Here is a 26,317-nt window from a genome sequence, read left to right on the forward strand (position 1 = left end):
AGCCAATTCGATACCCTACTCCAATAAGTATTACTCCAGGATACATTCCGCATAGTCGCCATCAGTCCGCTTTCGTCTGCATTGTTACTTAAACGTAAAGATGTGACATTAACGTGTTGCTGGCCGATCTGCCACTATTTTCGGTGTAATGAATACCATCAGTTCCGTTTTTTCTTGACTGCGGCCCGTGCTGCGGAAAAAAAATCCCAGCACGGGGATGTCGCCCAACACGGGCACCTTGCTGTCCGTGCCCCGTTCGGACTGCTGATATATGCCGCCCAGCACCACCGTGCCGCCGTCTTCCACCATCACTTGCGTACGCACGTGCTTGGTATCGATAGCAAAGCCGGAGCGTGTTTCCTGGCCCACGCTATCCTTGTTGACATCCACCTCCAGCACCACGTTGCCGTCCGGCGTGATCTGGGGCGTTACTTCCAGGCGCAAATTCGCCTTGCGGAACGTGATCGAGGTGGCGCCGCTGCTGGTGGCCACCTGGTACGGCAGTTCAATGCCCTGCTCGATCAGCGCCAGCACCTTGTCAGCCGTCACCACGCGGGGGCTGGAAATGATCTTGCCCTTGCCATCGGCTTCCAGCGCGGACAATTCCAGGTTCAGAAAACGGTTGGCCGCCGCCGAAAACAGGCTCAGGGCAAAGCTGGCCGGCTGCACGCCATTGATGCCGGCGGCCGGCAAGTTGACGAATTGCGTGTTCGGCACGAAGGCGCCGGCACCAGCCACCGTTTGTCCCGTCGCCTCGCCCACGCCCTGGTAGCTGCCGCCCACGGCCGCGCGCCGCCCGCTGCCGCCCAGCGAAAAACCGGGCACCTGGCCTGCCGCCAGGCGCTGGTCGGAAAAGCCCAGGCGCGCGCCCAGGTTGCGGCTGAAGCCATCGTTCGCTTCGACGATGCGCGCCTCGATCATGACTTGCCGCGTAGCGATATCCGTCCTGGCGATCAGCAAACGGATCTGCTCCAGGCGCGCCGGCACGTCGGTGACGAACAGCTGGTTCGTGCGCGGCTCGATCAGCACGCTGCCACGGCGCGACAGCAGCCGGCTGCGCCCCTCGCCCGCATCGAGGCCGAACACGGTGCGGAACGCTTCGGCCTTCTGATAGTTGAGCTGGAAGATGGCCGATTGCAGCGGTTCGAGTTCCGCGATCTGCGCGCGCTGCTCCAGCTCGAGTTTTTCGCGCGCGAGGATTTCCTCGCGCGGCGCGATCCACAGCACGTTGCCATTGCGCCGCATGTCCAGGCCCTTCGCTTGCAGCACGACATCGAGCGCCTGGTCCCACGGCAGGTCGCGCAGGCGCAAGGTGACGTTGCCGGCCACGCTGTCGCTGGCGACGATGTTCTGTCCCGATGCGTCCGCCAATATGTGCAGGGCCGCGCGCACGCCCACGTTCTGGAAATCCACGGAAATTTTCTCGCCAGCATACAAGCGCGGCGCCGTCACCAGCACCACGGCGTCCTGGGCAAAGCTGCCAAGGTGCAGGCACAAGACCACCGCCATGAGCAGGCGGCGCGCCGTCATGGCGCCGCCTCGGGCAGGCTGGCCCTGGCAACTGCCGCCGCAGCACCGGCCACTTGCAAGCCCAGGCTGCCGCGCCGTTCGCGCCAGGGACCGTCCGCCTCGCGCAGCAGTTCGCGGTACTGCACGGCCTGTTCGCTGATCTCCGTCACCACGCCGTGATCCTGCCCCAGGTGCTGGCCCACTTCCACCCGGTGCACGCGCTGCCCCGCCAGCAGCAGCGCGCTCAGGCGACCCGCCAGGCGCACGCTGCCCACCATGCTCAAGGCAGGCATGGCCACGCTTTCCAGCGGCTCACGGGGACGGCGCAGATCCGGCCCCGCCACGCCGCCGCGCGCCGCCGGCGCCTGCAACGACGGGGCGAAGGGGTCTGGCAAGCCGGCCCCCTCATACGCGCGCGGCGCAAAAACAGGCAGCGTTTGCCAAGGGGGCGGCGCCTGCCGGCCTGATGCCAGCATCGGCGGCATGCGCTCCAGTGCCAACCTTTCCTGCGCATCCGGCCAGCGATAGGCGTGCAGCACGGCGTCCAGCGTCAGCATGCCATCCTTGCCCGCCGTCAGCGCCAGCTCATGCACGGTGACGATGTGCGGCAAACGTGCCAGGTCGGCCATCAGTTCTCCCATGGCGTGATAGGCGCCGCGCAGCTGCACGGCGATCGGCAAGGCCACGACATGGACCAGCGGCCGGGGCGCGCCGGGCTTGAACAGGGTAAATTGCACGCCGCGCGCCTGGCCTGCCGCGTTGATATCGGCCAGCAGCACCGCCATCTGTTCGGGATGGGCCAACTGCTGCTCCAGCCGGGCCAGCTCGGCGCCAGCCAGGTCCCGCTGTTGGCGCCAATGCGGCACCTGCCCTGCCCGCGCCCCGGCCTGCAGATATGCGCTGTGCAGACGGTTTTCCTCCCCCTGGGCCGCTTGCACGGCGGCCAGCAGCCCATCGAGCCAGGCGAAGTGCAGCAGCGCCGCCACCAGCGCCGTGGCCAAGGCGGCGCTGGCGAGGCGCGCCGGCAGCGGCCACAGCGATGCTTTAGTCAGATGCGACATGCTCGCTCCCCTCCCGTGTCTGCGGTGGCGCCGATGCGAGCGACACTGGCGCTGCCAGCCGCAGCGTCCAATCGACGGCGCCGTCCGCTGCGCCGCGCACTTCCAGCAATTCCGGCTTCGACCGCGGCGCCGCTTCTGCCAGCGCCAGCAGCAGTGCCGCAACCTTGTCCTGTGCCGCGGCATGTCCCTGCAAGCGCACCGTCGCCGCTTCCTGCCGCACGCTGCGCAAGGCCACGCCGGGCGGCATCGCCCGCGCCAGGACAGCCAGCAAGAGCACTGCGCCATTGCGCTGCTCTTGCAGTCCTGCAATCGCCTGCCGGCGCGCCAGCAAGGACGCCGTCTCGTCCCGCAGGCGCCCGCCGCCAGCCAGCACGCCCTCCAATTGCTGTGAGGCATGACGCCAGCCATCCTGGCGCTGCGCGATGCCATCGAGCCGCAACTGCAGCCACAGCGCCGCGAGCAGGGCCAGCAGCATGCCCAGCAAGGCACCACCGGCCAGCAGCCACAGCAGTGCCTGCACGCGACGCCGCCGTGCCGCCTGCCGGTAAGGCAGGAGGTTGATGTACAGCACGCGTGTTGCCGGCGTCATCGGGCAAACCTGTGCAAGGCCAGGCCCCATGCCAGCTGGTATGCCGCGCCGCCATCGGGCAGGGTTTGCCAGCCGCCCTGCGCCATGGCCGCTTGCAAGGCCAGCGCCTCGCTATCCATGACGACGGCCAGCAAACCGGCCGCCTTGGCCGCATCGAGACGGCGCTGCACGCTGGCGCGCCGTGCCGCCACCAGCAGCACGTCGATTTCCTGCCCGCCCTGGCCGGCCAGCGCCGGCGCCGGCCCCAGGATGAAAAAATCCAGATTGGCATCTTCCAGGGCAAACGGCATGTATTGCGCCGCTTCCAGTTCCACCAGGATTTCCAGCTGTTCTTCGGACAATCCGGCAGGCAGGCGGATCGCGTGCGTGATCAGGGCCGTGGCCGGCATGGCCAGGGCCACCCGGAGACACTCGCTGCCACTGTCGCGGCAAGCCTGGCGCAGCGCGGCGGCCAGGCCCGGCAGATCCTCGATATTTCCTTCAAGAATTATTCCCGGTGCCAGCGGGGCGCTGCCGCAGTGCCGGCAAGACAAGCTGCCCCGCCGGCGGACCAGTTCGATGACGCGCACGGCATCTTGCCCTATGTCAACGCCGAGCAAGCCCCTGCCAAGAAGACGACGCATGGACATGTTTTTCATGAAGAAAGGTCACCGTGGGATGGCCGCTGCCATCCAAAATCCTAGCCCCGGCAGTGAGGGCTTGTAAATGGATTTCCCGCCTGTGCCTGCGGCGGATGGCGGCTATCTGGCCCGGCCGTGATCTGGCGCAGAATAATTGTTACCAAATCCTGGTTGCCAGCAGGCCAATACGCGCTTATATAGAGTAGCGACAAGTTTCCATATGCCTCCGGGCAAGCGCCACGGCGCGCGGCCGCCCCGGCAAGCTCGCTTATAATTGGGCGGCATAAATTCACTGAAAGACACGACACGCATGACATCTTCATCCTCCGCCGGCAACGCTGGCTCGAAACCGCCCAAGAAGGGCAGCAAACCCAAACGCTTTCTGCTGATGGCCCTGGTATCGTTCCTGGGCCTGGGCGTCGTCGGCGTGCTGCTGGTGGTATTCGGCCTGGCCATGGCGTATCCGAACCTGCCGGCGCTCGATACCCTGACCGATTACAAGCCGAAGATGCCGCTGCGCATTTTCACTTCTGACAGCGTGCTGATCGGCGAGTTTGGTGAAGAGCGCCGCAACATGGTGCACATCAAGGATATTCCCGATGTCATGAAGAAAGCCGTGCTGGCCATCGAGGATGACCGCTTCTATGAACACGGCGGCGTGGATTATCTGGGCATCACCCGCGCGGCCCTGCACAACCTGACGGGCGGCGCCAAGCAAGGCGCGTCGACCATCACGCAGCAGGTGGCGCGCAACTTCTTCCTGTCCAGCGAGCAGACGCTGAAGCGCAAGGCCTATGAAGTGTTATTGGCCTGGAAGATCGAGAAAAACCTCAGCAAGGACCAGATCCTGGAAGTGTATATGAACCAGATTTATCTGGGTCAGCGCGCCTACGGCTTCGCTTCGGCCGCGCAAATCTATTTTGGCAAGAATATCCAGGACCTGACCGTGGCCGAAGCGGCCATGCTGGCCGGCTTGCCGAAGGCGCCATCGGCCTACAATCCCGTCGTCAATCCGAAGCGCGCGCGCATGCGCCAGCAATACATCCTGCAGCGCATGGCGCAGCTGGGTTACATCACGCCGGCGCAGTACGAAGAAGCGAAAAATGAAGAGCTGAAAGTGAAAACCGACAGCAGCGCCTTCGGCGTGCACGCGGAGTACGTGTCGGAAATGGCGCGCCAGCTGGTCTACGAGCAATTCAAGGAAGATACCTACACGCGCGGCCTGAACGTCTACACCACCATCACCAAGGCCGACCAGGACGCCGCGTACATCGCCTTGCGCAAGGGCGTGATGGATTACGAGAAACGCCACGGCTACCGCGGTCCGGAAGCGTATATCGAGATTCCGAAAACCAAGGCCGAAGCGGATGACGCCATCGAAACGGAACTGGCCGACCACCCGGACAGCGACGACATCATCGCCGCCATGGTACTGCAGGCGTCGCCGAAATCATTGCAGGCTGTCACCTCGGCCGGCGAAGAGATCACGATCACCGGTCCCGGCCTGACCTTCGGTTCCGCCTGGCTGTCGGAAAAAGCGGCACCGAACCGCCGCATCAAGCGCGGCGCCGTGATCCGCGTCATGCAGGAAGGCGGCAACTGGGTCTTGACGCAGATGCCGGAAGTGCAATCGGCGTTCGTCTCGGCCAGCACCACGGACGGCGCCATCCGCGCCATGGTGGGCGGCTTCGATTACAACCGCAACAAGTTCAACCACGTCACGCAGGCATGGCGCCAGCCCGGTTCCGCCTTCAAGCCCTTCATCTATTCCGCGTCGCTGGAGCGGGGCCTGTCGCCGGCCACCATCATCAACGATGCGCCCATCTCGTTCGATGCGGGCCAGACGGGCGGCCAGGCGTGGGAACCGAAGAACTACGACAGCAAGTACGATGGTCCGATGACCATGCGCAAGGGCTTGATGAAATCGAAAAACATGATTTCCATCCGCATCCTGCACAAGATCGGCGCCAAGTATGGCCAGGAATACGCGACGCGCTTCGGCTTTGACGCGGACAAGAATCCGCCCTACCTGACCCTGGCCTTGGGCGCTGGCAACGTCACGCCGCTGCAGATGGCAGGTGCGTACGCCGTGTTCGCCAACGGCGGCTACAAGATCAATCCCTACCTGATCGCCAAGGTCACCGATAGCGATGGCAATGTCCTGTCGCAAGCCAAGCCGGACCTGGCGGGCGAGGAAGCCAACCGCGTGATCGACGAGCGCAACGCCTTCCTGATGAACAGCATGCTCAACGACGTGGTGCGCTTCGGCACGGCCAACAAGGCCATGGCCCTGAAGCGCCCTGACCTGGCAGGCAAGACGGGCACCACCAACGACTCCATCGATGCGTGGTTCGCCGGTTACCAGGCCAAGCTGGTGGGCATCGCCTGGATCGGCTACGACCAGCCGCGCAACCTGGGCAACCGGGAAACGGGCGGCGGCCTGGCTCTGCCGATCTGGGTCAACTACATGGCGAAAGCCCTGAAGAGCATTCCCGTCGAGGAACGCGCCGTGCCGGAAGGCTTGATCCTCGTCGGCGACGAGTACTACTATGCGGAAAATCCGCCGGGCACGGGCGTGGGCAGCCTGGAAGGCGCGGCGCGCGGCACGCCGGAGGAAGAAAAGGCCAAGGAAGCCGTCAAGAATGAGCTTTTCTAAGTTGGTTTGATGCAAAAAAGGGCAGCCTGAAGAGGCTGCCCTTTTTTATTGGCATGGCGATGATGTTATTTCAATACCACCGGCGCGCCTGCCTGCTCGCTGGCCATGGCCGACAGGGCCGCGAACAGCTCGGAGCCGTCGCGCGTGTTGATCCACTCGTCGCCCACGCGCTTGTAATGGAAACCGCCGGAACGGGCCGCCACCCACATCTCGCGCATGGGCGCCTGGCTGTTGACGATGATTTTCGTGCCGTTGTCGATGAACTCGATTTCCAGCACATTGCCGCTGCGGCTGCATTCGACGTCGAGCACGTCCGCATCGTTCAGCCGGTCCAGCGCCGCCTCGATGTCCGTCAGGGTGGCTTCGGCCAGGGCCAGGAATTCCGATTCGCTCATGCTACACTCCAAAGATCTTAATCAAACCGTGATTCTAATCGTGAAGTCATCCTCAGCGTTTTATATCGGCATCGCCATTGTGGTTTCTAGCGTCCTGGCCGGCTGCGGCCAGCCCGGTCCCCTCTACCTGCCCAAGCCGCCGGCGGCCAAGGGCGCGCCAGCCAAAGGCCCGATCGAGCCGGCGCCCGTGCCGCCGCCGCCGGTCATCGTGCCAGCCACTTAAACGGGGCGCACCGGGGAGGCCGCAGCGGCCGCCCTGGCGCTTTTCGCGCGCTTGCTCCAGGCAAAATACACGCGCATTGCCAGCAGTAGCGCGACGATGGAGCCAAACAGAATCGGTTGCGCGAAATTATGCTTGCCTGCCTTCATCCACCAGAAGTGCAGGATGCCCAGCGGGGCGATCACATAGATCAGCCGGTGCAACCACTGCCAGCGCTTGCCGCCCAGGCGTTTCACCATGCCGTTCGTGCTCGTCACGGCCAGCGGAATCAGCAGCACGAAAGCGATAAAACCCACCGTGATGAACGGGCGCTTGAGCACATCCTTCCACATTTCCTGCACGTCAAAGAAATGATCGAACCATAAGAAGGTCGTGAAGTGCAGCGCCGCGTAGAAGAATGCAAACAGGCCCAGCATGCGCCGCAGCTTGATCAGCCAGTTCCACTGCGTGAAGCGGCGCAGCGGCGTCACGGCCAGGCTGATGCACAGAAAATACAGGGTCCAGTCGCCGGTGCCGCGCGTGATGAATTCCAGCGGCTCCACCAGTTGCCCCGTGTACGTCAGCCAGACCATGCGGGCAAACGGTATCAGCGCCAGCAGGAAAATCAGGCTTTTCAGCAGCGACAGCTGCCTGGGCGTGGGATTGATGGCCATGCTGTGTCCTTAAAAGAATTTCTTCAGATCCATGCCCGCATACAGCGAAGCGACATCGTTATAGCCGTTGTACATCAGGGTCTTGCGCTTGCGCGTGAGAAAACCGTCTTCGCCGATGCGCCGCTCCGTGGCCTGCGACCAGCGCGGGTGATCCACGTTCGGATTCACGTTGGAATAAAAGCCATATTCGGATGGCGCCGCCAGGTTCCAGGCCGTGCGCGGCTGTTCCTTGACGAAGCGGATCTTGACGATGGACTTGGCGGATTTGAAACCATACTTCCACGGCAACACCATGCGCACGGGCGCGCCATTCTGGTTCGGCAAGGTTTCCCCATACATGCCCAGGGTCAGCAAGGCCAGCGGGTGGTTCGCCTCGTCGAGGCGCAAGCCTTCCACGTACGGCCACTGCAGCACGCGGCTGCCCACGCCCGGCATCTGCTTCTTGTCGGCCAGGGTGACGAATTCCACGTACTTGGCATTGCCCGTCGGCTCGACCTTCTTGATGATTTCCGAGAACGAGTAGCCGATCCACGGGATCACCATCGACCAGCCTTCCACGCAGCGCAGGCGGTACACGCGCTCTTCCAGCGGCGCCAGTTTCAGCAAGGCATCAAGATCGAGGGTCATCGGCTTCTTGACTTCGCCTTCGATGCTGACCGTCCACGGCCGCGTGCGCAGGGTGCCCGCGTTCTGCGCCGGCTCGCTCTTGTCCGTGCCGAACTCGTAGAAATTATTGTAGGTGGTGGCATCCTTGTAGGCCGTCTGCTTTTCCAGCGCCGAATAGGCGGGATTGAGCTTGGCGGCCAGCTTGGGATTCGTGCCTTGCGCGAACGCTTCGCGGCTGGCCATTTCCAGCAAGGCCGCGCTGGACACGGAGCCCAGGGCGATTTGCTTGATGAAGCTGCGGCGCGATTCAAACACGGCGCGCGGCGTGATTTCGGAAGAGAACGGCAACTCAATGCCGTTGGGACTGCGCTTGATCAACATGGCGGCTCCGGGAAAGGTGATTATTTGTACCTTACACCAGTTTTCCCGGGCCGTTCATGACGCTTCTGTCATGCAAACAAACGTTACTACAGTGCCCGAAACAAGTTCAGGGCAAGGCGCCTTGCCGCAGGCAGTACGCCTAGCACGACAAGACAAGGCAACGCCGCCATGGGCTTTTTCTCGGGTACTTTTACAGTTTTCCGTAAGAATGGAGTCCGGAAAGGAACATATTCACGCCCAAAAACGCGAACGTCGTTACCAGCAAGCCCACCAGTGCCCACCAGGAAGCGACGCGGCCGCGCAAGCCCGTCATCAGGCGCATGTGCAGCCAGGCAGCATAGTTGAGCCAGACGATCAGCGCCCACGTTTCCTTCGGGTCCCATGACCAGTAGCCGCCCCACGCCTCGGCGGCCCACAGGGCGCCCAGGATGGTGGCTACCGTGAAGAAAGCGAAGCCGACGGAAATGGCCTTGTACATCACGTCATCGAGCACTTCCAGCGACGGCAGACGGTCGACCAGGTAGCCGCTCGATTTGAGCAGGTAGGCCGCCGCCACCATGGCCGACAGCGCGAACGTGCCGTAGCCGATGAAGTTGGCAGGCACGTGGATCTTCATCCACCAGCTTTGCAGGGCCGGCACCAGGGGCTGGATCTCGGCCGCGTCGCGCGTGACCGTGTACCACATCAGGAACATGACGGCCGCCGAAATGACCAGCATGACGAAGGCGCCCAGCTGGCGCGTCGCATAATGCTGCTCGTAATACAGGTAGAACATGGCCGTGATCAGCGAGAACAGGATGAACACTTCGTACAGGTTCGACACGGGGATATGCCCCACATCGGCGCCGATCAGGTACGACTCGTACCAGCGCACCAGCATGCCCGTCAGGCCCAGCACCACGCCGGCCCAGCACAGCAGCGAGCCGACGGACGAGCCGAACTCCGACCGGGCCACCAGGCCGATCCAGTAGAACAGGGTCGACAGCACGAACAGCGTCCCCATCCACAGGATGGCGGACTGGCTCGACAAGATGTACTTCAGGAAAAATTTCTGGTTCGCCATGTCCAGGTGGCCGCCGTACAGCTCGATGGCGAACAGGGACAGCACGGCCGCCACGGGAATCAGCCAGCGCACGGGCTTCCAGTACCAGCCCAGCCACGCAAACGTGGGCGCAGCCGCCAGCAGGATGGCCTTTTCATAGATATCCATGAATGCGCCGAAGCGGACCAGGCCGAACAGGGAGGCGGCCAGCAAGCCGGCGCCGTACAGCCAGTCAACCAGGCTCAGGCGCTTGAAAAAGCCCGGTTCCTGCGTGTAAATTTGTTTATTTGCCAATTCCATCATTTTCTCCATTCCCGGCCACACTGTCGCGCGCCGAAACTCAGCTAATCCAACTCAGGGCAGCTTACGCCGATTGCGGCAGCTTTGCCTTCAAGTTCTCAAATTCTTTTTCAAAATCCAGCGTCTTGCGCTGCGTGCTCATGGCCATCAGCGCCTCGCTGCTGCCCTTGGCATCGTCGGCGCCATCCTTGATCCACACCCACAGGCGGCGTTCGCGGATATAGAACATGGAAAACACGCCGATCACGAGGAACAGGCAGCCCAGGTACACCACGCTCTTGCCCGGCGAACGCGTCACCTGCAGCACGGAGGCCTTGATTTCCGTAAAGTCATCGAGTTGCAGGTACACGGGTGCGCCATAGAAGAAGCTGTCGGACAGCGCATTCGTGGCCAGCTGCAGGAAGCGGCCATGCTTGTCGTCGGCCTCGATGGGCTTCAAGCCATCCTTGGCGCGCGCCGCCTGCCACAGGTCCCACAGGCTGCCATTGAGGATTTTCATGAAGATATCGGCCGCTTTTTCTTGCTCGGCAGCAGGAATTTTCTCCAGGAAACGCGAAATGGCGAGGAAACCGCCCTCCTGCCCGTTGCCGGCAAAGATGCCCAGGCTTTTCGCCGCCGATTCCTGCAACTGGCTGCGCAAGGCTTCCGCGCCCGGCTGCGGCATGGCCCGCGCCGCATAGCGCGCGGCGGCCTGCTGGCGCAGTTCCGGGTCTTGCAGCGCGGCACGCAAACGCATCCATTCCGTCACGCCGTAGTTGTCGTCGGCAGGGATGCGCAGATAGCTGAACGGGTCGCTGGGGTTGACGCGCATGCCGGCCAGAAACACCGTGGCGCCATCGACCGTCACGGGCTGCATGTAGTTCTGGTACTCGCGCGCCTGGCCCGTCTTGTCGCGCAATTTGTATTGCACCGATGGGCCGACGTTCTTCAAGTCCTTGTTGTTGGCGTTCTTCGCGGCCGAACCGAGGCGCTTGTCGAGGCCGACGGAGAATTTCTCGTTGAAGCTTTCCGCCTTGCTGACGGCGCGCACGTCCTGGCCGGCGCTGAGGTTTTCCACGTTGAATGGCCGGAAACCCGACCATTCCACCGTGTAGGAATTGCCATCGCTGCGCTCGAGCGGCGTGCTGCCGCCCACTTCGCCGCCGATATCGAAGCGTTTCGTCGTCTTGCCCGTCATCGGGTAACCCGTCAGCTTGAGCTTGCTGCCGCCATCTTCAAAGCTGGACTGGTACAGGGCCAGGCCCTTGTACAGCAGCGGCTCGTTGACCTTGATGGTCGCCGGGAAGCTCTCGCCCGTTGCATGGTCGGTGACCACCACGTCGCTGGCGAACAGCTTGGGCATGCCCGTGCTGTAGAAATCGATGTGGAATTTCTTCAGCAGGATGGTGATCGGCAAATCCTGGATCAGCACGCCATCGGCCTGGGGAATGATGGCCGTGCTGCTCGACGAGCCTTCCGGAATCATGGTATTGCCGCGGAAAGTCGGGTTCGACAAGCTCAGACGGTGCTGGGCAGGAATATCCGCGATCACGCCGCTGCCGGCAAACGGCGTCTTGCCGAAGAACCACTGCTGCACGCGGATCGGCATTTCCGAATCGAGCAAGCCGCCCACGCAGATGATGACGATGGCGCCGTGGGCAAAGATATAGCCCCATTTGTTCGCCGCGCCCCGCTTGGCGGCCACCAGGGTGGCGCTCTCCTTTTCCACGACCTTGGCCTGGTAGCCGGCATCCTTCAGGCGCATCACCATCTGCTGGGCCAGCACGGCGCGCGGCAGCGGCGCCTGCCATTCCGCCTTGTGGTGGAAATTGCGCAGCGATTGCTCGCGCACGTTATCGCGCCAGCTGCGCATGTCCTTGAGCATCTTTGGCGCATTGCGCACGATGCACAGCGAGGTCGAGGCGACGAGGAAACCCATGATCACCAGGAACCACCAGGCCGAGTACACGGAATACAGGCTCAGCTTGTCGAAGACGGCGAACCAGAACGGACCGAACTGGTTCACATAATTGGGCATCGGCTCGTTCTGCTTGAGCACGGTGCCGATGATGGAGGCGACGGCGATCAGGGTCAGCAAACTGATGGCAAAGCGCATCGACGAGACCAGCTCGACGAATTCAGCCAGGCTGCGGCGTTGGGTCTTTAACTCGATTCCGGTCGTGCCTGTGCTCATACGTTGATACTCATACGGGATATGCAATCTTCAAGAAAATTAGGCATGGAGCAAACATAATTTCTCCGCGCAAGGCGGCAGCATACTCCTGTTTGGCCCTTGCCATAAAAAAGGGCAGCCCATCCAGATGGCCGCCCTTGTTCATGCGCGCTGCAGCGCGTGGCAAAGCATTGCCACTATGAAAACTTACTTCAGGCCGGCGATGTAATCGGCAACGGCGGCGATTTCGTCATCCGACAGGCGGGCGGCGATGGTGTGCATGTCCACGCTGTTCTTGCGGGCGTCCGCCTTGGTGCTGCGGAACTGGGTCAGCTGGGCCACCGTGTAATCCTGGTGCTGGCCGGCGATGCGCGGATACTGGACGGGAATGCCATTGCCCGTCGCGCCATGACAGCTGGCACAGGCGGCAACGTGCTTGGCAGCAATACCGCCGCGGTAGATTTTCTTGCCCAGGTCGATCGTGTCCTTGTTTTTCGCGGCGCCCGGCTTGGACAGCTGCGTGCCCAGGTAGGCGGCGATATTCTTCTTGTCCGCGTCGCTGAGCATCTTCGCATACGTCGTCATGACGGGCTGGTTGCGCTGCGGCGTGGTGAAATCGACCAGTTGCTTGTAGATATAGCTTTCATGCTGGCCAGCCAGTTTCGGATTCACCGAAATGGTCGAATTGCCGGCCGCGCCATGGCAGGAGACGCAGGCAGGCAAGCCGCGCGCCGCATCGCCATCGGCGTACAGGGTTGCGCCCTTGGCGGCATCGGCCTTGACGGCGACGGCCGGGGCGGCGGCAGGTTTCGCTTCTTCGGCGGCGGAAGCTGTTGCCGATACGGCCAGCAAAGCGAGCAGCATGGAATGGACAAACGGTGAAAACGCACGATTCATTCAGGCACCCTGAGACAGTGAGAAATTAGTGGTGGACATTGCCGCGCCCTGGGGATTTTTGCTTTATTTTCAGGGCCGCAAGCCGCATCGCTGCTACGCCGGCAACAATAAACAACCCCTTATTGTACAATAGCTTCTTGGCGTTATCGCTCCCTTATCGCTCCCTTTTGTTGCTTTACTACTCCCATGTCAAAACTCTGGCAAGCCCGCTTCTTTACGACCGTCAACCAACTGCGTGACCTGCCCGATACCACGGTGCCGGAAATCGCATTTGCCGGCCGCTCCAATGCCGGTAAATCGACCGCCATCAACATCTTGTGTAATCAGAAAGGCTTGGCGTTCGCCTCCAAGACACCTGGCCGTACCCAGCACATCAATTACTTCTCCATCGGCGGCGCCCACGTGGCGCAGCACCGCAAGGATGCCACCATCGTCGAAGAGATCGAATGCCTGCTGGTCGACTTGCCGGGCTACGGCTACGCGGAAGTATCGGGCTCGGCGAAATTGCACTGGCAGCGCCTGCTGGGCGACTACGTGCAGCGCCGCGAACAGTTGGCCGGTTTGATCCTGATCATGGATTCGCGCCGTCCGTTCACCGACCTGGACATCCAGATGCTGGAATGGTTCGCCCCGACGGGCAAGCCCATCCACTGCATCCTGACCAAGGTGGATAAACTCAACCGCAATGAATCGGTCAACGCGCTGCGCCAGGCAAAAGCCAAGCTCGACAGCTACGTGGACGAAGACGGCATCGGCTTCCCGTTCACGGTGCAGCTGTTCTCGGCCCTGAAACGCGTCGGCATCGAAGAAGCCAACGACAAGATCATGGAACTGGCCGGCATCAGCGAAGATGGCGCCGCCCAGATGGTCGACCTGATCGAGATGGAAGACGACGTCGAGCCGGAAGCAGGAACAGACAAGCCCGCCTGATTGTCTTCCGCCGCAAACAAAAAGGCTGCCCGCTCGCGCGGTGCAGCCTTTTTGTTTGCCATCAGCCTGCCGGCCGCTTAGCGCCGTCCCGGCCCCGAACGCTTCTCGGAAAAGAACTCCTGGCGCAGGAAGGCGGTCAGCTCGGCCGTATCCTCGACCCTGGCGCTGAGGTTGACGTTGCGCCCCAGGCGCCGCGATTCCCAGACGAAATCGCCGGGTTTTTCTGCACGGATCAGCTGGATCATCTTCTTGATGATGGCCGTTTCGATATCCGGTTCATTGCCCAGTTCGACTTTTTCCTGTTTCAGCCAATTGCGCTTGAAGTTGCCGTTCCAGCCCTTGAACTTGACTTCGGCACTGAACGAGGTCTGGTTGACGATGGAAAACACGCCGCCCGAGTCCTCGCGGTCGCTGCCGGAATTGCGGCCCTGGGCCCCGGCGATATTCGCCTTGGCCACGCGCATGGCGCGGTCGTTTTCGCTTTCCTCGGCCGGTGGCGCGGGATTTTGCGCTTCGCGCTGCTTGCGGCGCTGCTCGATCATCGAGCTCATGTCTTCAGCCGGCGGCGGCGGCAATGGCACTTTCGATACCAGCGGCGGCGTAAATGTTTCCAGCTTCGGCTTGTCGCGCGGCACGTCCTTCGTCACCACGCGCTTGCTCGGCGCCGGCGGAGGTTTCACTTTGGCAACTTTCGTGTCCTTCGGCTTCGGCGTGGGTTTCGGCTGCGGCTTCGGTTGCGGCTTGTCCTTCAGCGGCGCGATGTAGACCATCGCGCTTTCCTTCTTCGGCGGTGGAATCTTTTCGATCTTGTCGCTACGAAACAGCACATAGGCGGCCAGCAGCACGTGCAGCAAGACGGACACGCCCAGCGCCACCTTGCGCATGGTGCTGGTCTTGGACCCGTAGGCCGGCGGTGGCTGGATCACTTGGCCGCAGGTGGGACAAATGTCTGAATCGGCAGCCATCAAATGGGTCGTGTCATGCAAAATGAATCGTGCTTTCTGTGTAGCGACAAAAGTAATCTTACAGGGCAGCCATAGTGCCAGAGTCCCTTGCTTTTGGGAACACTTCCTCGGCCTTTCCAACCCGAAGCGTACAGGATAGCGACATTCCTTGCAGCGCAAGCTAGGTTACCCGAGCCGACTCTTGACGGTTGTTACCGTATGTATCACCCCCCATACAAAACCGGCGCCGCGTTCACGCAGGAACGGGGCGCCGGCCACGGGTCAGGCACGCGTTCAAGCCTTGTTATCGAGCGCCACCAGTTGTTCGTCCGTCAACGGTCCCGTACCGCTGAACCGGTCGAGGAACAGGTAGATGACGGGCGTGATGAACAGGGTGATGACTTGCGAGAAGATCAAGCCCCCCACCACGGCCAGGCCCAGCGGCTGGCGCAGTTCCGCGCCCGCGCCCAGGCCCAGGGCGATGGGCAAGGCGCCCATCAGGGCCGCCGCCGTGGTCATCATGATGGGACGGAAGCGCAGGATGCACGCCTGGCGGATGGCCTCGGGCGGGCTCATGCCTTCATTGCGCTGCGCATGCAGGGCGAAGTCGATCATCATGATGGCGTTTTTCTTGACGATGCCGATCAGCATCAAGATACCGATGATGGCGATCATGGTGAGATCCATGCCGAACAGGCGCAGGGTCAGCAGTGCGCCCACGGCCGCCGACGGCAGGCCGGCCAGGATGGTCAGCGGGTGGATATAGCTTTCGTACAAGACACCGAGCAGCACATAGATCACGGCCAGCGCGGCGATGATGAGGATGATCTGGCTCGCCTGCGAACTCTGGAACACGGCCGCGTCGCCGCCGTAGCGCGTGATGATGGAGGCCGGCAGGTTCATGTCCTTGGCCATCACGTCGATCTTGCCCGTGGCGATGCCCAGCGGCACGTCCGGCGCCAGGTTGAACGCCAGGGTCACGGCTTGCAGCTGGCCCTGATGATTGACGGAGGTCGGGCCGATCGTGCGCTCCACGCGCGCGATACTGGACAGCTTGATCAGCTCGCCCGACTTGCTGCGCACGGACACGCGCGTGAGCGCATCGTCGTACTGGCGGTCCGGCGTGGCCGCTTCCAGGATCACGTAGTAGCTGGCGGCCGAGGAATAAATGGTCGACACCTGGCGCTCGCCAAAGGCGCTGTACAGGGCCGTGCGGATGTCCGACATCTGCACACCGAGCAAATTCGCCTTGTCGCGGTCGATTTTCAGCGACGCCTGCAAGCCCTTGATCTGCGAGTCGCTGGTGACGTCGCGGAAGGCGGGATCGGCGCGCATGCCTGTAATAAATTTTTCCGCCCAGTCATTCAAGGCGTCGGGACTGACGCTTTGCAGGGTGTACTGGTAGCGGCTCTTGCTCTGGCGCCCGCCCAGCTGCAAGTTTTGCACGGGACGGAAATACACGGCCATGCCGGGCACGGCGCTGGTGGCGCGGCGCAGGTTTTCCAGCACCACGGGCATTTTCGGCCGCTCGCTGCGCGGCTTCAGGACCATGAACATGCGGCCCGTATTGCCGCCGCCGACGAACGAGGTCACGTCCTGCACGCTGGGGTCGGCACGGATGACGTCGGCCATGCGGTTTTGCAGGGTCTGCAAGGCTTCGGACGAGATATCTTCCGACGCTTCCGTATTCACCTGGATCTGGCCCAGGTCTTCCTCGGGGAAGAAGCCTTTCGGGATGGTGCTGTACAGGATCACCGTCAGCGCGAACGTGCCCACGGCAATGGCCAGGACCACATTGCGGTGCGCCAATGCCTTGTCGAGCATGAATACATAGCCATTGCGCAAGCGCGTAAAGCCCGCCTCGAAGTGGCGGCCGATAAAGCTTTTTTCACCGTGGCCGGGATCGCTGTCATTGTGTTCGCGCGAGTCGGCCGGCAGGAAGCGGCTGGCCAGCATGGGCACCAGGGTCAGCGAAACGATGGCCGACACCAGCACGGCCAGCGACACGACGACGGCGAACTCATGGAACAGCAAGCCGATGACGCCCGGCATGAAGAAGATGGGGATGAACACGGCCACCAGCGAGACGGAGATCGAGATGATGGTAAAGCCCATCTCTTTCGCCCCGTCCAGGGCCGCGCGGATGGGCTTCTTGCCCATCTCGATGTGACGCACGATGTTTTCCAGCACCACGATGGCATCGTCGACGACGAGGCCCACGGCCAGGGTAATGCCCAGCAGGGAAACGTTGTCGAGGCTGTAGCCGAGCCAGTACAGCAGGGCCAGCGCACCGAGCAGGGAGATGGGCATGGTGACGGCCGGAATGAAAGTGGCGGCCGCGCGGTGCAGGAACAGGAAGATCACCAGCACCACCAGCACCACCGTCAGGGCCAGGGTCAGATTGACGTCGTGGATGGCTTCGCGGATCGACAGCGAGCGGTCATTGACCAGGCTGATCTGTATCGACTGGGGCAGTTGCTCCTTGAAGCCGGGCAGCAAACGGCGCACGCCATCGACCACTTGCACGGTGTTGGCATCGGGCTGACGCTGCACCATCAGGCTGATCGAGCGCTCGCCATTGAAACTGCCGGCCGCCTTGATCGATTGGAAACTGTCTTCCACTTCCGCCACTTCCTTCAGGCGCACGGGCTGGCCGTTGCGCGTGGCGACGATGAGTTCGGCAAAGTCAGCCGCCTTCATCATCTGCGGATTGCCCTGGATGGTCAGCGTCTGGCTGGGGCCGTCAAGGATGCCCAGCGGCGAATTCGTGTTCGAGGTGCGCAGCGCCGTGGCCAGTTCATCCATCGTCAGGTTGCGCGCATTCATCAGGTCGGCGCGGGCACGCACGCGCACGGCAAAACGCTTCTGGCCATTCACGATGACCTGGGCCACGCCAGGCAGGGTCGACAGGCTCGGCGCGATCAGGTTTTCCGCGTAATCGTTGAGATCCGACAGGTTCAGCGAAGGCGACGTCAGCTGGATGAACAGCACGGGCGCGTCGGCCGGATTGACCTTGCGGTAGGACGGCAAGTCCGTCATTTCCGTCGGCAACTGGCGCTGCGCGCGCAGCAGGGCCGCCTGCACGTCGACGGCCGCCTCATTGACGTTAATGCTGGCGTCAAATTCCAGGGTCAGCGAGGTATTGCCCAGCGTACTCGTGGAGGTAATCAGGCTGAGGCCGGAAATGGTGGAAAACTGCTTTTCCAGCGGCAAGGCCACCGACGAGGCCATGGTTTCCGGACTCGCGCCGGCCAGGTCGGCGCTGACGTTGATGACGGGCGTGTTATAGCTTGGCAAGGCCGCCACGGGAATTTGCAGATACGCCAGCACGCCGGCCAGGATGATGCTCAGGGACAGCAGCACCACCATGACGGGGCGCCGGATGCTCAGTTCGGACAGGTTCATGCTGGCTTGCCCTGCGGTGCGGCGGCGCCATCGGCAGCCTTGTGTTTTTCCGCCAGGCGCACCTTGCTGCCCGGGCGCAGATTCTGCTTGCCATCGACGATGACTTGCTCATCGCCATTCAAGCCCGTGACGACGGCATTCGCGCCGAATGCATACACGCGGGCAATCTTGCGCATCTTGGCCGTGTTATCGGGCTCCATCGAGTACACGAAGATGCCCGTGGTATTCGTGATGATGGCGTTTTGCGGAATCACCAGCGCATCCTTGAGCGTGCGCACCGTCAATTGCGTATTGACGTACTGGCCAGGCCACAAATCGGTACCGCCGTTATTGAAGCGCGCCTTGACCTTGATCACGCCCGTGGCGGGATCGACGGCATTGTCGATGAAACTCAGTTTGCCGTCGAGCTGCTTGCCACCCGCATCGGCCAGCAGCGCCGTAACGGGCACCTCGCCCGCCTTTTGCGCCGCCAGCAAGCCCGACAGGCTGCTTTCCGGCAAGGTGAAACTCACGTCGATCGGATCGAGCTGGGTGATGCTGGTCAGCGACGTGGTCGGCTGCACCAGGCTGCCCGCATAGACATTGATGGCGCCCACGCGGCCGCCCTGCGGCGCGCGCAGGACCGTATAGCTGGAATCGACCTGGGCCGCGCGCAACGCGGCCTGGTCGGCGGCCAGCAGGGCGCGCGCCGCGTCGAGCTGGCTTTGCAGGGTATCGACGGCGCCCTGGGCGATGAAATTCTTGCTCAACAAGTCCTGATTGCGCTTGAGCTGGCGCTCGAAGTCCTGCACCGAAGCACGGTCGCGCAGCACTTGCGCCTGCGCCTTGTCGACATTCGCATGCTCGCTGCGGGCATCGAGCGTAAACATCAGCTCGCCCTGCTTGACGAACTGGCCTTCGCGGATATGCACCTTGGTAATCGTGCTGGTGGTCTGCGGGTGCAGGTCGACGCTACTGATCGGCATCACGCTGCCGTTGGCTTGCAGCACCATCGGCACGTCCTGGCGCAGCGGCTTGATCACGCTGACGGTGGTGGGCGCCTGCGCCCCGCCCTTGCCGCCTTTGCCTGCCTGGCCTCCCTCGCCAGCCGTGGAAGGATGATTGAAATACCAGATGCCGCCACCGATACACAGGGCCGCACCCACCACGATTGCCAGGCTAGTCTTTTTCATTGTTCTGTCACGCTGTTGCAGCGCAGGGCTGCCGGTTGAATGTAGTTGCCGAAGGTCATAAAGCGCAATATTGTCGCATGGAAATGCTCACTTTCCAGCGTAATATTCTGGCACGATGAGGGTGACTTCCAGTCCACCATCCACGTGATTGGCCAGCAAGACCGTGGCACCATGCTGCTCGGCGATATTGCGCGCAATCGTCAGTCCCAGGCCCGTGCCGCCCGACTCGCGCGAACGCGACGTTTCGATGCGATAAAACGGTTCGAAGACTTTGGCCAGCTGATCCGGCGCGATGCCGGGCCCGCCATCGCGGATGCGGATGCGCGCCGCACCGGCGATACGCTCGACGCTCACGTGGGCGTACAGCCCATATTTGACGGCATTGTCAATCAGATTGACGAGGCAGCGCCGCATGGCGATGGGACGCGCCATCAGGGCCATGCCAGCCTGGCCATTCAGGGTCACTTTTTGGCCGGCATCGGCGGCATCGGAACACACGCTGTCGAGCAGCGAATCGAGATCGAGCGCCTGCATCGCTTCCGTGCTGTCCATCGACCGGGCCAGGTCCAGCCCTTCCTTGACCATGCTTTGCATGGCGGACAAGTCGCCCACCAGGCGGTCATACAATTCCGTATCGGCCACTTTTTCCAGGCGCAGGCGCAAGCGCGTCAGCGGTGTCTGCAAATCGTGCGTGATGGCGGCCAGCATTTGCGTGCGCTGCGAAATATGCTGGCGGATGCGCGCCTGCATGGCATTGAAGGCGGCGCTGGCCTGGCGGATCTCGCTGGCGCCCGACAGCGTCAGCGGAGGATGATTGATGTCGTTGCCCAGGTCTTTCGCCGCCTGCGCCAGCTGTTTCAGCGGACGCATGGTCATGCGCGTGACCAGATAGGCGAGGATGGCGATGCTGATCAGGAATGGCAGCAAGGTCATCCAGTCGTTATGTTCATTGAACGGCGGCTGCTGGCGCGGCGGCAAGACCATCAGGCGCAGCACGTGGCCGTCCTGCATGCGCACGTCGAGATTCTCGCAAGTGCCGCCCCATGGCTTGGCGCCAAACATGCCCGGCGATTTGCGCGGCTCGATGCAGGCGGCCGGGCGCTCGGCCAGCGCGGTGACCTTGAAGCCTTCGCCCAGCTTGGCCTGCAGGGCGGTGGAAAATTCCGTCGGCGCACCGGGCGTATGTTCCGTCTCGGGACGCAGCTCCAGGCGCACGCTGCCCTTGTTGGCCACCTTCAGGTAGGCCGCGCGCGAGGCCAGCGGCACCACGTCGGCCGCCATCACCAGCTGCTCGGCCCGCTCGACGGCGTGGTAATCGCGGTATTGCTCGATGGCGCGCTGGCGCTCGCCCACGGCCAGCCATTGCGTCAGCGCGGCCGAAGCGACGATGCCGATCAGCAAGAACATGAAGACGCGACCCGTCATCGAGCCCAGGAAGGCCTTCACGCGTGCGGCTCCACGTTGACCTGGCCCGCCAGCACATAGCCGCCGTTGCGCACGGTCTTGATGATTTGCGGCAAGCGTGCATCTTCGCCGAGCTTTTGCCGCAAGCGGCTGATCTGGATATCGATCGACCGGTCGAACGGGTCGGCATCGCGGCCCTGCGTCAGGTTCAGCAGCTGGTCGCGGTTCAGCACGCGGTTCGGGTGCTCCAGAAACACGCGCAGCAGGCGGAACTCGGCGCCTGACAGCATGATCACCAAACCGGTGGGATTGAGCAGGTGGCGCGCCGTCAGGTCCAGGGTCCAGCCGGAAAAACGGATTTGCTGCGCCTTGTCCGACGGCACGTTCGACGGCATGGCATGGCTGCGGCGCAGCACGCTGCGTATGCGCGCCAGCAACTCTCGCGGCTCGAACGGTTTCGGCAGGTAATCGTCGGCGCCCATTTCCAGGCCCAGGATGCGGTCCAGCGGCTCATTGCGCGCCGTCAACATGATCACCGGCACCGTCGACTGGGCGCGCAGCTTGCGACACAGGGTCAGGCCATCGTCGCCAGGCAGGTTCAAGTCGAGCACGATCAGATCGGGCCGCGTTTCATCGAGGATTTTCCACATGGCCGTGCCGTCCGCCGCGCCCAGGGTGCGGTAGGCGTTCGTTTCCAGGTAATCCGCCAGCAAGCTGCGGATGTCGCGGTCGTCGTCGACGATGAGAATTGTAGAAGTGGGTTCCATAGGACGAATTATCCCCACTTCGCCATGGCTTGCACAACGCATTTGTATCGTCTTGTATATAGGGGAGTCGAAGAAACATATAGATACAAACTGTCTGGCAGCGGACACTTCGGGGAAACATGGCGCGTCCAACATAGATTCCATGTGCAGCAACATGTACATCTCTCATCACTTATAAAGGAATCAAGATGAACGCCTCAATGAAAACCTTGCGTAAGAATGTGATCATCGCCATGAGCGTGCTGAGCATGGGTGCGGCATCGCTGACCGTCCACGCCCAGGAAGCGGCCGCCAGCGCGCCCGCCGCCAGCACCAAGATGCAACACGACGGCCAGCGCGGCCAGCACCGCGGTGGCAATCCCGCCGAACGCATGGCCAAATACCAGGCCCGCCTGCATGACAAGCTGAAACTGACGGCCGCGCAGGAACCGGCCTGGGCCACGTTCACGGCCGCCAACGCACCGAAGAAACCCATGGGCGACTGGAAAGCCAAGCGCGAAGCGATGGCCAAGCTGTCGGCGCCGGAACGCATGGAACAATGGATCGCCATGTCGAAGGAACGCATCGCCAGCCAGGAAAGCCGCTTGGCCTCGCTGAAAACCTTCTATGCCCAGCTGACGCCGGAGCAAAAGAAAGTGTTTGACGACAGCGTGCCTGGCGGCAAGCATGGCGGCATGCGCGGTGGCCACCACGGCGAGCACCACGGCATGCAGCAGCCGAAAGCGGGCTGAGCCGAATAGGTCGGATTGGCGGCGCAACGCCGCGCAATCCGACAATATCGTTGGCGCGTGCGGAAGCGTCGGGCTACCCGAGCTGCCCAGGCGCAAAAACAGAAAAAGCCTGCGATGCAGGCTTTTTCTTATTGACGAGACAAGTGATCGCTTACTGCCCGTTGAGTTTGTGCAATGAGGTCAGGAACGTCGCTGCATTCTGGAAGCCGATCACGCGCGACTGGGGGATTTCCTGCCCCTGCTGGTTGAACATGATGATGCCAGGCGGGCCGAACAGCTGAAAACGTTTCAGCATGGCCTTGTCGTCCGCGTCATTGGCCGTCACGTCCACTTGCAGCAGCACGGCCTGCCCCATCTTCTCGCGCACGGTGGGGTCGACGAAGGTCAGCTTTTCCATCTCGATGCAGGACACGCACCAGTCCGCATAAAAGTCCAGCAGGGCCGGCTTGCCGTTCAGCTGGGCCAGCGCCGCATCGAGCTGCGCCACGGTTTTGACACGCGTGAAGGGCTGTGCGTGCACCTGCCCGCCGCCGAGGTGCGCCAGCGGCGCCAGCGGGTCGCGGCCACCGCTGGCCACGCCGACCAGTTGCAGCACGCCCAGCACGGCAAACACGAGGCCGAAGGCCTTGGCCACCCACGCGTTTTGCGCGCCGCTCTTGCCTACCAGCAGATACATGCCATAGCCGACGAACAGGACTGTCCAGCCCAGCATCTGCACGGCGCCCGGCAGCACGGGCGACACCAGCCACCAGGCCACGCCCAGCAGCAATACGCCAAAGAAGCGCTTGACGGCGTCCATCCAGGCGCCGGCGCGCGGCAGCAGGGTGCCGGCCGAGACGCCCACCAGGATCAGGGGCACGCTCATGCCCACCGCCATGGCAAACAAGGCGCTGCCGCCGATGACCACGTCGCGCGTCTGGCTGATGTACAGCAAGGCGCCGGCCAGCGGCGCAGCCACGCACGGCCCCACGATCAGGGCGGAAATGGCACCCATGACGAACACGCCCGCCAGGCGGCCCGACGATTGCTGGTTCGACACGGAGGTCAGCTTGCCTTGCAAAAAGGCCGGCACTTGCAATTCATAGAAGCCGAACATCGACAGCGACAGCGTCGCCATCAGCAGGGCAAAGAAGCCCAGCACCCACGGATTTTGCAGCTTGGCCGCCAGGCCTTCGCCCGCCAGGCCGGCCGCCACGCCCAGCGCCGTGTAGACGATGGCCATGCCCAGCGCGTACGTCAGCGACAGCAGCAAGCCCCGCGAACGGCTGACCTTGGCGCCATCGCCGACGATGATCGACGACAGGATCGGCACCATCGGCAGCACGCAGGGCGTGAACGCCAGGCCCAGGCCCAGCAGCATGAACAGGGGCACGATGACGAGCAGCTTGCCGCCCTTCAGGGCCGATTCGATCTTGCCCATCTCGTTTTGCGCCGGCGCCGCGGCGGCTGCCGCCACGGGTGGCGCCACCGGATCGGGCGTGCTGGTGATGTCCGCCTGGGGAATGCTCATGACGGACACGCCAGGCGACGCCTGCGCCTGGGGGCCGTTGACGGCCGCCGAGTCGGCTGCCGGCGCGGCCGGTAAGGCGAATTTCGACGGCAGGCCGGCGCCCGGCGCCATGCTCTGGCCACCGCCACCGCCCACCAGCTGGGCCGTGGCATCCTGCGGCGCATAGCACAGGCCCTTGTCGGAACAGCCCTGTCCCGTCGCTTTCAGGGTGAAGGCGCCTGCCGCTTCCACGGGAATGGCAATAGTCAGGGTCTTGCGGAAGGTTTCCACGTTCTTCTGGAAAGTGTCGTCAAACTTGACCTTGCCCTTCGGATACACGGGCGTGCCCAGCTTGGCGCCGACGGCCTCGAACTTGAAGCGCTCGTGATACATGTAGTAGCCGTCGGCAATCACATAGGTGACGGCAATGGTGGACGGATCCTGCATGCGCGCAGAAAATTTAAAAGCCAGCTCGGGATCGAGGAATTCATCGTCGGCGCGGGCCTGGCCGGTGCCGAAGACGGCCATGGCCAGCAGCAGGCAAGTGGCACACCAGAGCAGCAGTTGACGTAAGGGAGCGGCGCGCGCAGCGGCGCTGGAAGGGAAACGGGACATGAACGACCTTTTTCTGCGGCATCAGCTGTGCCATTCAACAAGAGACGCGCGGGGCGTGCAGTGGCTGCAGGGCCGGCGCGAAAGGAGAATAGTACACTGCAGTAAGAATAGCTGCAGCAGAAAACAAAAAAGCCAGGCTAGGCCTGGCTTTCTCAGATGCGGCTACTGGGATTACTCGCCAGCAACTTCAACTGCTTCGGTCGTATCTGGACGATCCATCAGTTCAACGAACGCCATAGGAGCGTTATCGCCGACGCGGAAACCCATTTTCAGGATACGCACATAACCACCGTTACGGTTGGCGAAACGTGGGCCCAGTTCAGCGAACAGTTTGACGACCATTTCACGGTCGCGCAGGCGGTTGAAGGCCAGACGCTTGTTTGCCAGGGAGTCGGTTTTGCCCAGGGTCAGAATTGGCTCGACAACGCGGCGCAGTTCTTTTGCTTTTGGCAGGGTGGTTTTGATCGCTTCGTGACGCAGCAGCGATACTGTCATGTTGCGCAGCATTGCCAGACGGTGGGACGAGGTACGATTCAGTTTACGGAGGCCGTGACCGTGACGCATGATAAATCCTTTCGGTGAGTGTTTAAATTCCAGTTCTTCGATCGGCTGGGCGGGAAATCCCGACTAGCCGCGGACCGGTTTGGTACTACAAAATAAAAGCCTGGGACACCTGTCCCAGGCAGTTTGCTGCAACTACGAATTACGTGGACTGCGATTACTTTTCCAGGCCGGCAGGCGGCCAGTTTTCCAGCTTCATGCCCAAGGTCAAGCCGCGCGATGCCAGCACTTCCTTGATTTCGTTCAGGGACTTGCGGCCCAGGTTTGGCGTTTTCAGCAGTTCGTTTTCCGAACGTTGGATCAGGTCGCCGATGTAGTAGATGTTTTCCGCTTTCAGGCAGTTTGCCGAACGCACGGTCAACTCCAGGTCGTCGACTGGACGCAACAGGATAGGATCGACCAGCGGAGCGCGCGATGGCGCTTCGGCGGCGGCTTCCGTGCCTTCCAGGGCAGCGAACACATTCAACTGGTCCACCAGGACGCGGGCCGACTGGCGGATCGCTTCTTCCGGCGAGATCACGCCGTTGGTTTCGATGTTGATGATCAGCTTGTCCAGGTCGGTACGCTGTTCAACGCGGGCCGATTCAACGAAGTACGATACGCGGCGCACTGGCGAGAACGACGCGTCCAGGATGATGCGGCCGATGGTCTTGTTGGTGTCTTCCGACAGGCGACGCACGTTACCAGGAACGTAGCCGCGGCCTTTTTCAACCTTGATCTGCATGTCCAGCTTGCCACCAGCGGTCAGGTGGGCGATCACGTGGTCAGGGTTGATCAGTTCGACGTCATGCGGCAGGTCGATGTCGGAGGCCAGGATCGCGCCTTCGCCTTCTTTTTTCAGGGTCAGGGTTACCGAATCGCGGTTGTGGACTTTGAAAACCACACCCTTCAAGTTCAGCAACAGATCGACGACGTCTTCTTGCACGCCATCGAGGGAGGAATATTCGTGGACGACGCCAGCGATCGTCACTTCGGTCGGCGCGTAGCCTACCATCGACGACAGCAGAACGCGGCGCAACGCGTTACCCAATGTGTGGCCATAGCCGCGCTCGAACGGTTCCATCACGACCTTGGCGTGACCTGCACCGAGAGCTTCAACATCGATAATACGTGGCTTCAACAAACTGTTTTGCATGAAATGTCCTTTTCAATACCCTCGGCTCATTACACCGATAAGGCTGATGGCATTAGTAAAACGCCCACCCGAAAGAAAACGAG

Annotated in this window: 21 protein-coding genes and 1 pseudogene; 4 read left to right on the plus strand and 18 right to left on the minus strand. The window is 62.3% G+C overall.

All coding sequences use genetic code 11. The features are described from left to right. Positions 1 to 108: 108 nt before the first annotated feature. From ACZ92H_RS24270 to pilM, 4 genes and pseudogenes are all read right to left on the minus strand, one after another. A pseudogene (locus ACZ92H_RS24270) lies at positions 109 to 1,434 on the minus strand (type IV pilus secretin PilQ); the annotation flags it as partial. Between the two features lie 92 nt (positions 1,435 to 1,526). After that, on the minus strand, positions 1,527 to 2,570 hold the full coding sequence (locus tag ACZ92H_RS24275; protein ID WP_465051239.1) for a pilus assembly protein PilP: 1,044 nt from the start codon (positions 2,568 to 2,570) through the stop codon (positions 1,527 to 1,529). Further along, positions 2,554 to 3,159 (minus strand): PilN domain-containing protein, encoded by a 606-nt coding sequence (locus tag ACZ92H_RS24280; RefSeq protein WP_465051238.1) that lies wholly within the window; start codon positions 3,157 to 3,159, stop codon positions 2,554 to 2,556. Before ACZ92H_RS24280 ends, ACZ92H_RS24275 begins: the two co-directional genes overlap by 17 nt. Continuing rightward, complete coding sequence (pilM, locus tag ACZ92H_RS24285; RefSeq protein ID WP_465051237.1) at positions 3,156 to 3,782, minus strand: pilus assembly protein PilM; 627 nt, start codon at positions 3,780 to 3,782, stop codon at positions 3,156 to 3,158. The genes ACZ92H_RS24280 and pilM overlap by 4 nt, the downstream gene beginning before the upstream one ends. Positions 3,783 to 4,089: 307 nt before the next feature. Here pilM and ACZ92H_RS24290 point away from each other — a divergent pair, with 307 nt between their 5' ends. After that, positions 4,090 to 6,435, plus strand: a complete 2,346-nt coding sequence (locus ACZ92H_RS24290; RefSeq protein WP_131375616.1) for a penicillin-binding protein 1A — start codon at positions 4,090 to 4,092, stop codon at positions 6,433 to 6,435. 65 nt (positions 6,436 to 6,500) lie between these two features. Here ACZ92H_RS24290 and cyaY read toward each other — a convergent pair whose 3' ends face one another. Continuing rightward, positions 6,501 to 6,830, minus strand: a complete 330-nt coding sequence (gene cyaY, locus ACZ92H_RS24295; protein ID WP_131375614.1) for an iron donor protein CyaY — start codon at positions 6,828 to 6,830, stop codon at positions 6,501 to 6,503. Between the two features lie 40 nt (positions 6,831 to 6,870). Between cyaY and lptM the strand changes: the two genes are divergently transcribed. Next, the gene (gene lptM, locus ACZ92H_RS24300) at positions 6,871 to 7,053 is read left to right on the plus strand and encodes an LPS translocon maturation chaperone LptM (RefSeq protein ID WP_465051236.1); all 183 of its coding nucleotides are present in this window, start codon (positions 6,871 to 6,873) and stop codon (positions 7,051 to 7,053) included. On the opposite strand, the gene ACZ92H_RS24305 is transcribed toward lptM, so the two are convergent. The 5 genes from ACZ92H_RS24305 to ACZ92H_RS24325 form a co-directional block, all read right to left on the minus strand. Then, the gene (locus tag ACZ92H_RS24305) at positions 7,050 to 7,703 is read right to left on the minus strand and encodes a protein-methionine-sulfoxide reductase heme-binding subunit MsrQ (RefSeq protein WP_465051235.1); all 654 of its coding nucleotides are present in this window, start codon (positions 7,701 to 7,703) and stop codon (positions 7,050 to 7,052) included. The genes lptM and ACZ92H_RS24305 overlap by 4 nt on opposite strands. Before the next feature lie 9 nt (positions 7,704 to 7,712). Further along, the gene (msrP, locus tag ACZ92H_RS24310; RefSeq protein ID WP_131375608.1) at positions 7,713 to 8,690 is read right to left on the minus strand and encodes a protein-methionine-sulfoxide reductase catalytic subunit MsrP; all 978 of its coding nucleotides are present in this window, start codon (positions 8,688 to 8,690) and stop codon (positions 7,713 to 7,715) included. 190 nt (positions 8,691 to 8,880) lie between these two features. Next, positions 8,881 to 10,032 carry a c-type cytochrome biogenesis protein CcsB gene (gene ccsB, locus ACZ92H_RS24315; protein WP_131375606.1) on the minus strand — a complete coding sequence of 384 codons (1,152 nt, stop codon included), beginning with the start codon at positions 10,030 to 10,032 and terminating at the stop codon, positions 8,881 to 8,883. 64 nt (positions 10,033 to 10,096) lie between these two features. Beyond that, positions 10,097 to 12,205 carry a cytochrome c biogenesis protein ResB gene (locus ACZ92H_RS24320; RefSeq protein ID WP_465051234.1) on the minus strand — a complete coding sequence of 703 codons (2,109 nt, stop codon included), beginning with the start codon at positions 12,203 to 12,205 and terminating at the stop codon, positions 10,097 to 10,099. 186 nt (positions 12,206 to 12,391) lie between these two features. Continuing rightward, positions 12,392 to 13,081, minus strand: a complete 690-nt coding sequence (locus ACZ92H_RS24325) for a c-type cytochrome (RefSeq protein WP_131375602.1) — start codon at positions 13,079 to 13,081, stop codon at positions 12,392 to 12,394. 186 nt (positions 13,082 to 13,267) lie between these two features. On the opposite strand from ACZ92H_RS24325, the gene yihA reads away from it, so the two are divergent. After that, a complete protein-coding gene (gene yihA / locus ACZ92H_RS24330) occupies positions 13,268 to 14,011 on the plus strand; it encodes a ribosome biogenesis GTP-binding protein YihA/YsxC (protein ID WP_465051233.1) in 744 nt (247 codons plus the stop codon). 77 nt (positions 14,012 to 14,088) lie between these two features. On the opposite strand, the gene ACZ92H_RS24335 is transcribed toward yihA, so the two are convergent. The 5 genes from ACZ92H_RS24335 to ACZ92H_RS24355 all read right to left on the minus strand — a co-directional run bounded on the left by ACZ92H_RS24335 (position 14,089) and on the right by ACZ92H_RS24355 (position 21,703). Continuing rightward, complete coding sequence (locus ACZ92H_RS24335) at positions 14,089 to 14,976, minus strand: hypothetical protein (protein ID WP_465051232.1); 888 nt, start codon at positions 14,974 to 14,976, stop codon at positions 14,089 to 14,091. 273 nt (positions 14,977 to 15,249) lie between these two features. Beyond that, entirely contained in the window at positions 15,250 to 18,360 is a 3,111-nt protein-coding gene (locus tag ACZ92H_RS24340; RefSeq protein ID WP_131375598.1) for an efflux RND transporter permease subunit, read from the minus strand. Continuing rightward, positions 18,357 to 19,532, minus strand: a complete 1,176-nt coding sequence (locus tag ACZ92H_RS24345; protein ID WP_131375596.1) for an efflux RND transporter periplasmic adaptor subunit — start codon at positions 19,530 to 19,532, stop codon at positions 18,357 to 18,359. The genes ACZ92H_RS24340 and ACZ92H_RS24345 overlap by 4 nt, the downstream gene beginning before the upstream one ends. A gap of 87 nt (positions 19,533 to 19,619) precedes the next feature. After that, a complete protein-coding gene (locus ACZ92H_RS24350) occupies positions 19,620 to 20,978 on the minus strand; it encodes an ATP-binding protein (protein ID WP_131375594.1) in 1,359 nt (452 codons plus the stop codon). Next, positions 20,975 to 21,703 (minus strand): response regulator, encoded by a 729-nt coding sequence (locus tag ACZ92H_RS24355; RefSeq protein ID WP_035824023.1) that lies wholly within the window; start codon positions 21,701 to 21,703, stop codon positions 20,975 to 20,977. The genes ACZ92H_RS24350 and ACZ92H_RS24355 overlap by 4 nt, the downstream gene beginning before the upstream one ends. A 188-nt stretch (positions 21,704 to 21,891) precedes the next feature. Here ACZ92H_RS24355 and ACZ92H_RS24360 point away from each other — a divergent pair, with 188 nt between their 5' ends. Beyond that, entirely contained in the window at positions 21,892 to 22,434 is a 543-nt protein-coding gene (locus ACZ92H_RS24360; protein ID WP_131375592.1) for a Spy/CpxP family protein refolding chaperone, read from the plus strand. A 151-nt stretch (positions 22,435 to 22,585) separates the two neighbouring features. On the opposite strand, the gene dsbD is transcribed toward ACZ92H_RS24360, so the two are convergent. From dsbD to ACZ92H_RS24375, 3 genes are all read right to left on the minus strand, one after another. Next, entirely contained in the window at positions 22,586 to 24,538 is a 1,953-nt protein-coding gene (gene dsbD / locus ACZ92H_RS24365) for a protein-disulfide reductase DsbD (protein WP_465051231.1), read from the minus strand. 171 nt (positions 24,539 to 24,709) lie between these two features. Continuing rightward, the gene (gene rplQ, locus ACZ92H_RS24370; RefSeq protein ID WP_034753219.1) at positions 24,710 to 25,102 is read right to left on the minus strand and encodes a 50S ribosomal protein L17; all 393 of its coding nucleotides are present in this window, start codon (positions 25,100 to 25,102) and stop codon (positions 24,710 to 24,712) included. A 154-nt stretch (positions 25,103 to 25,256) separates the two neighbouring features. Beyond that, positions 25,257 to 26,234, minus strand: coding sequence for a DNA-directed RNA polymerase subunit alpha (locus ACZ92H_RS24375; RefSeq protein WP_008444343.1), 978 nt, complete (start codon positions 26,232 to 26,234; stop codon positions 25,257 to 25,259). Positions 26,235 to 26,317 lie beyond the last annotated feature (83 nt).

Source organism: Janthinobacterium foliorum, from assembly GCF_978021625.1.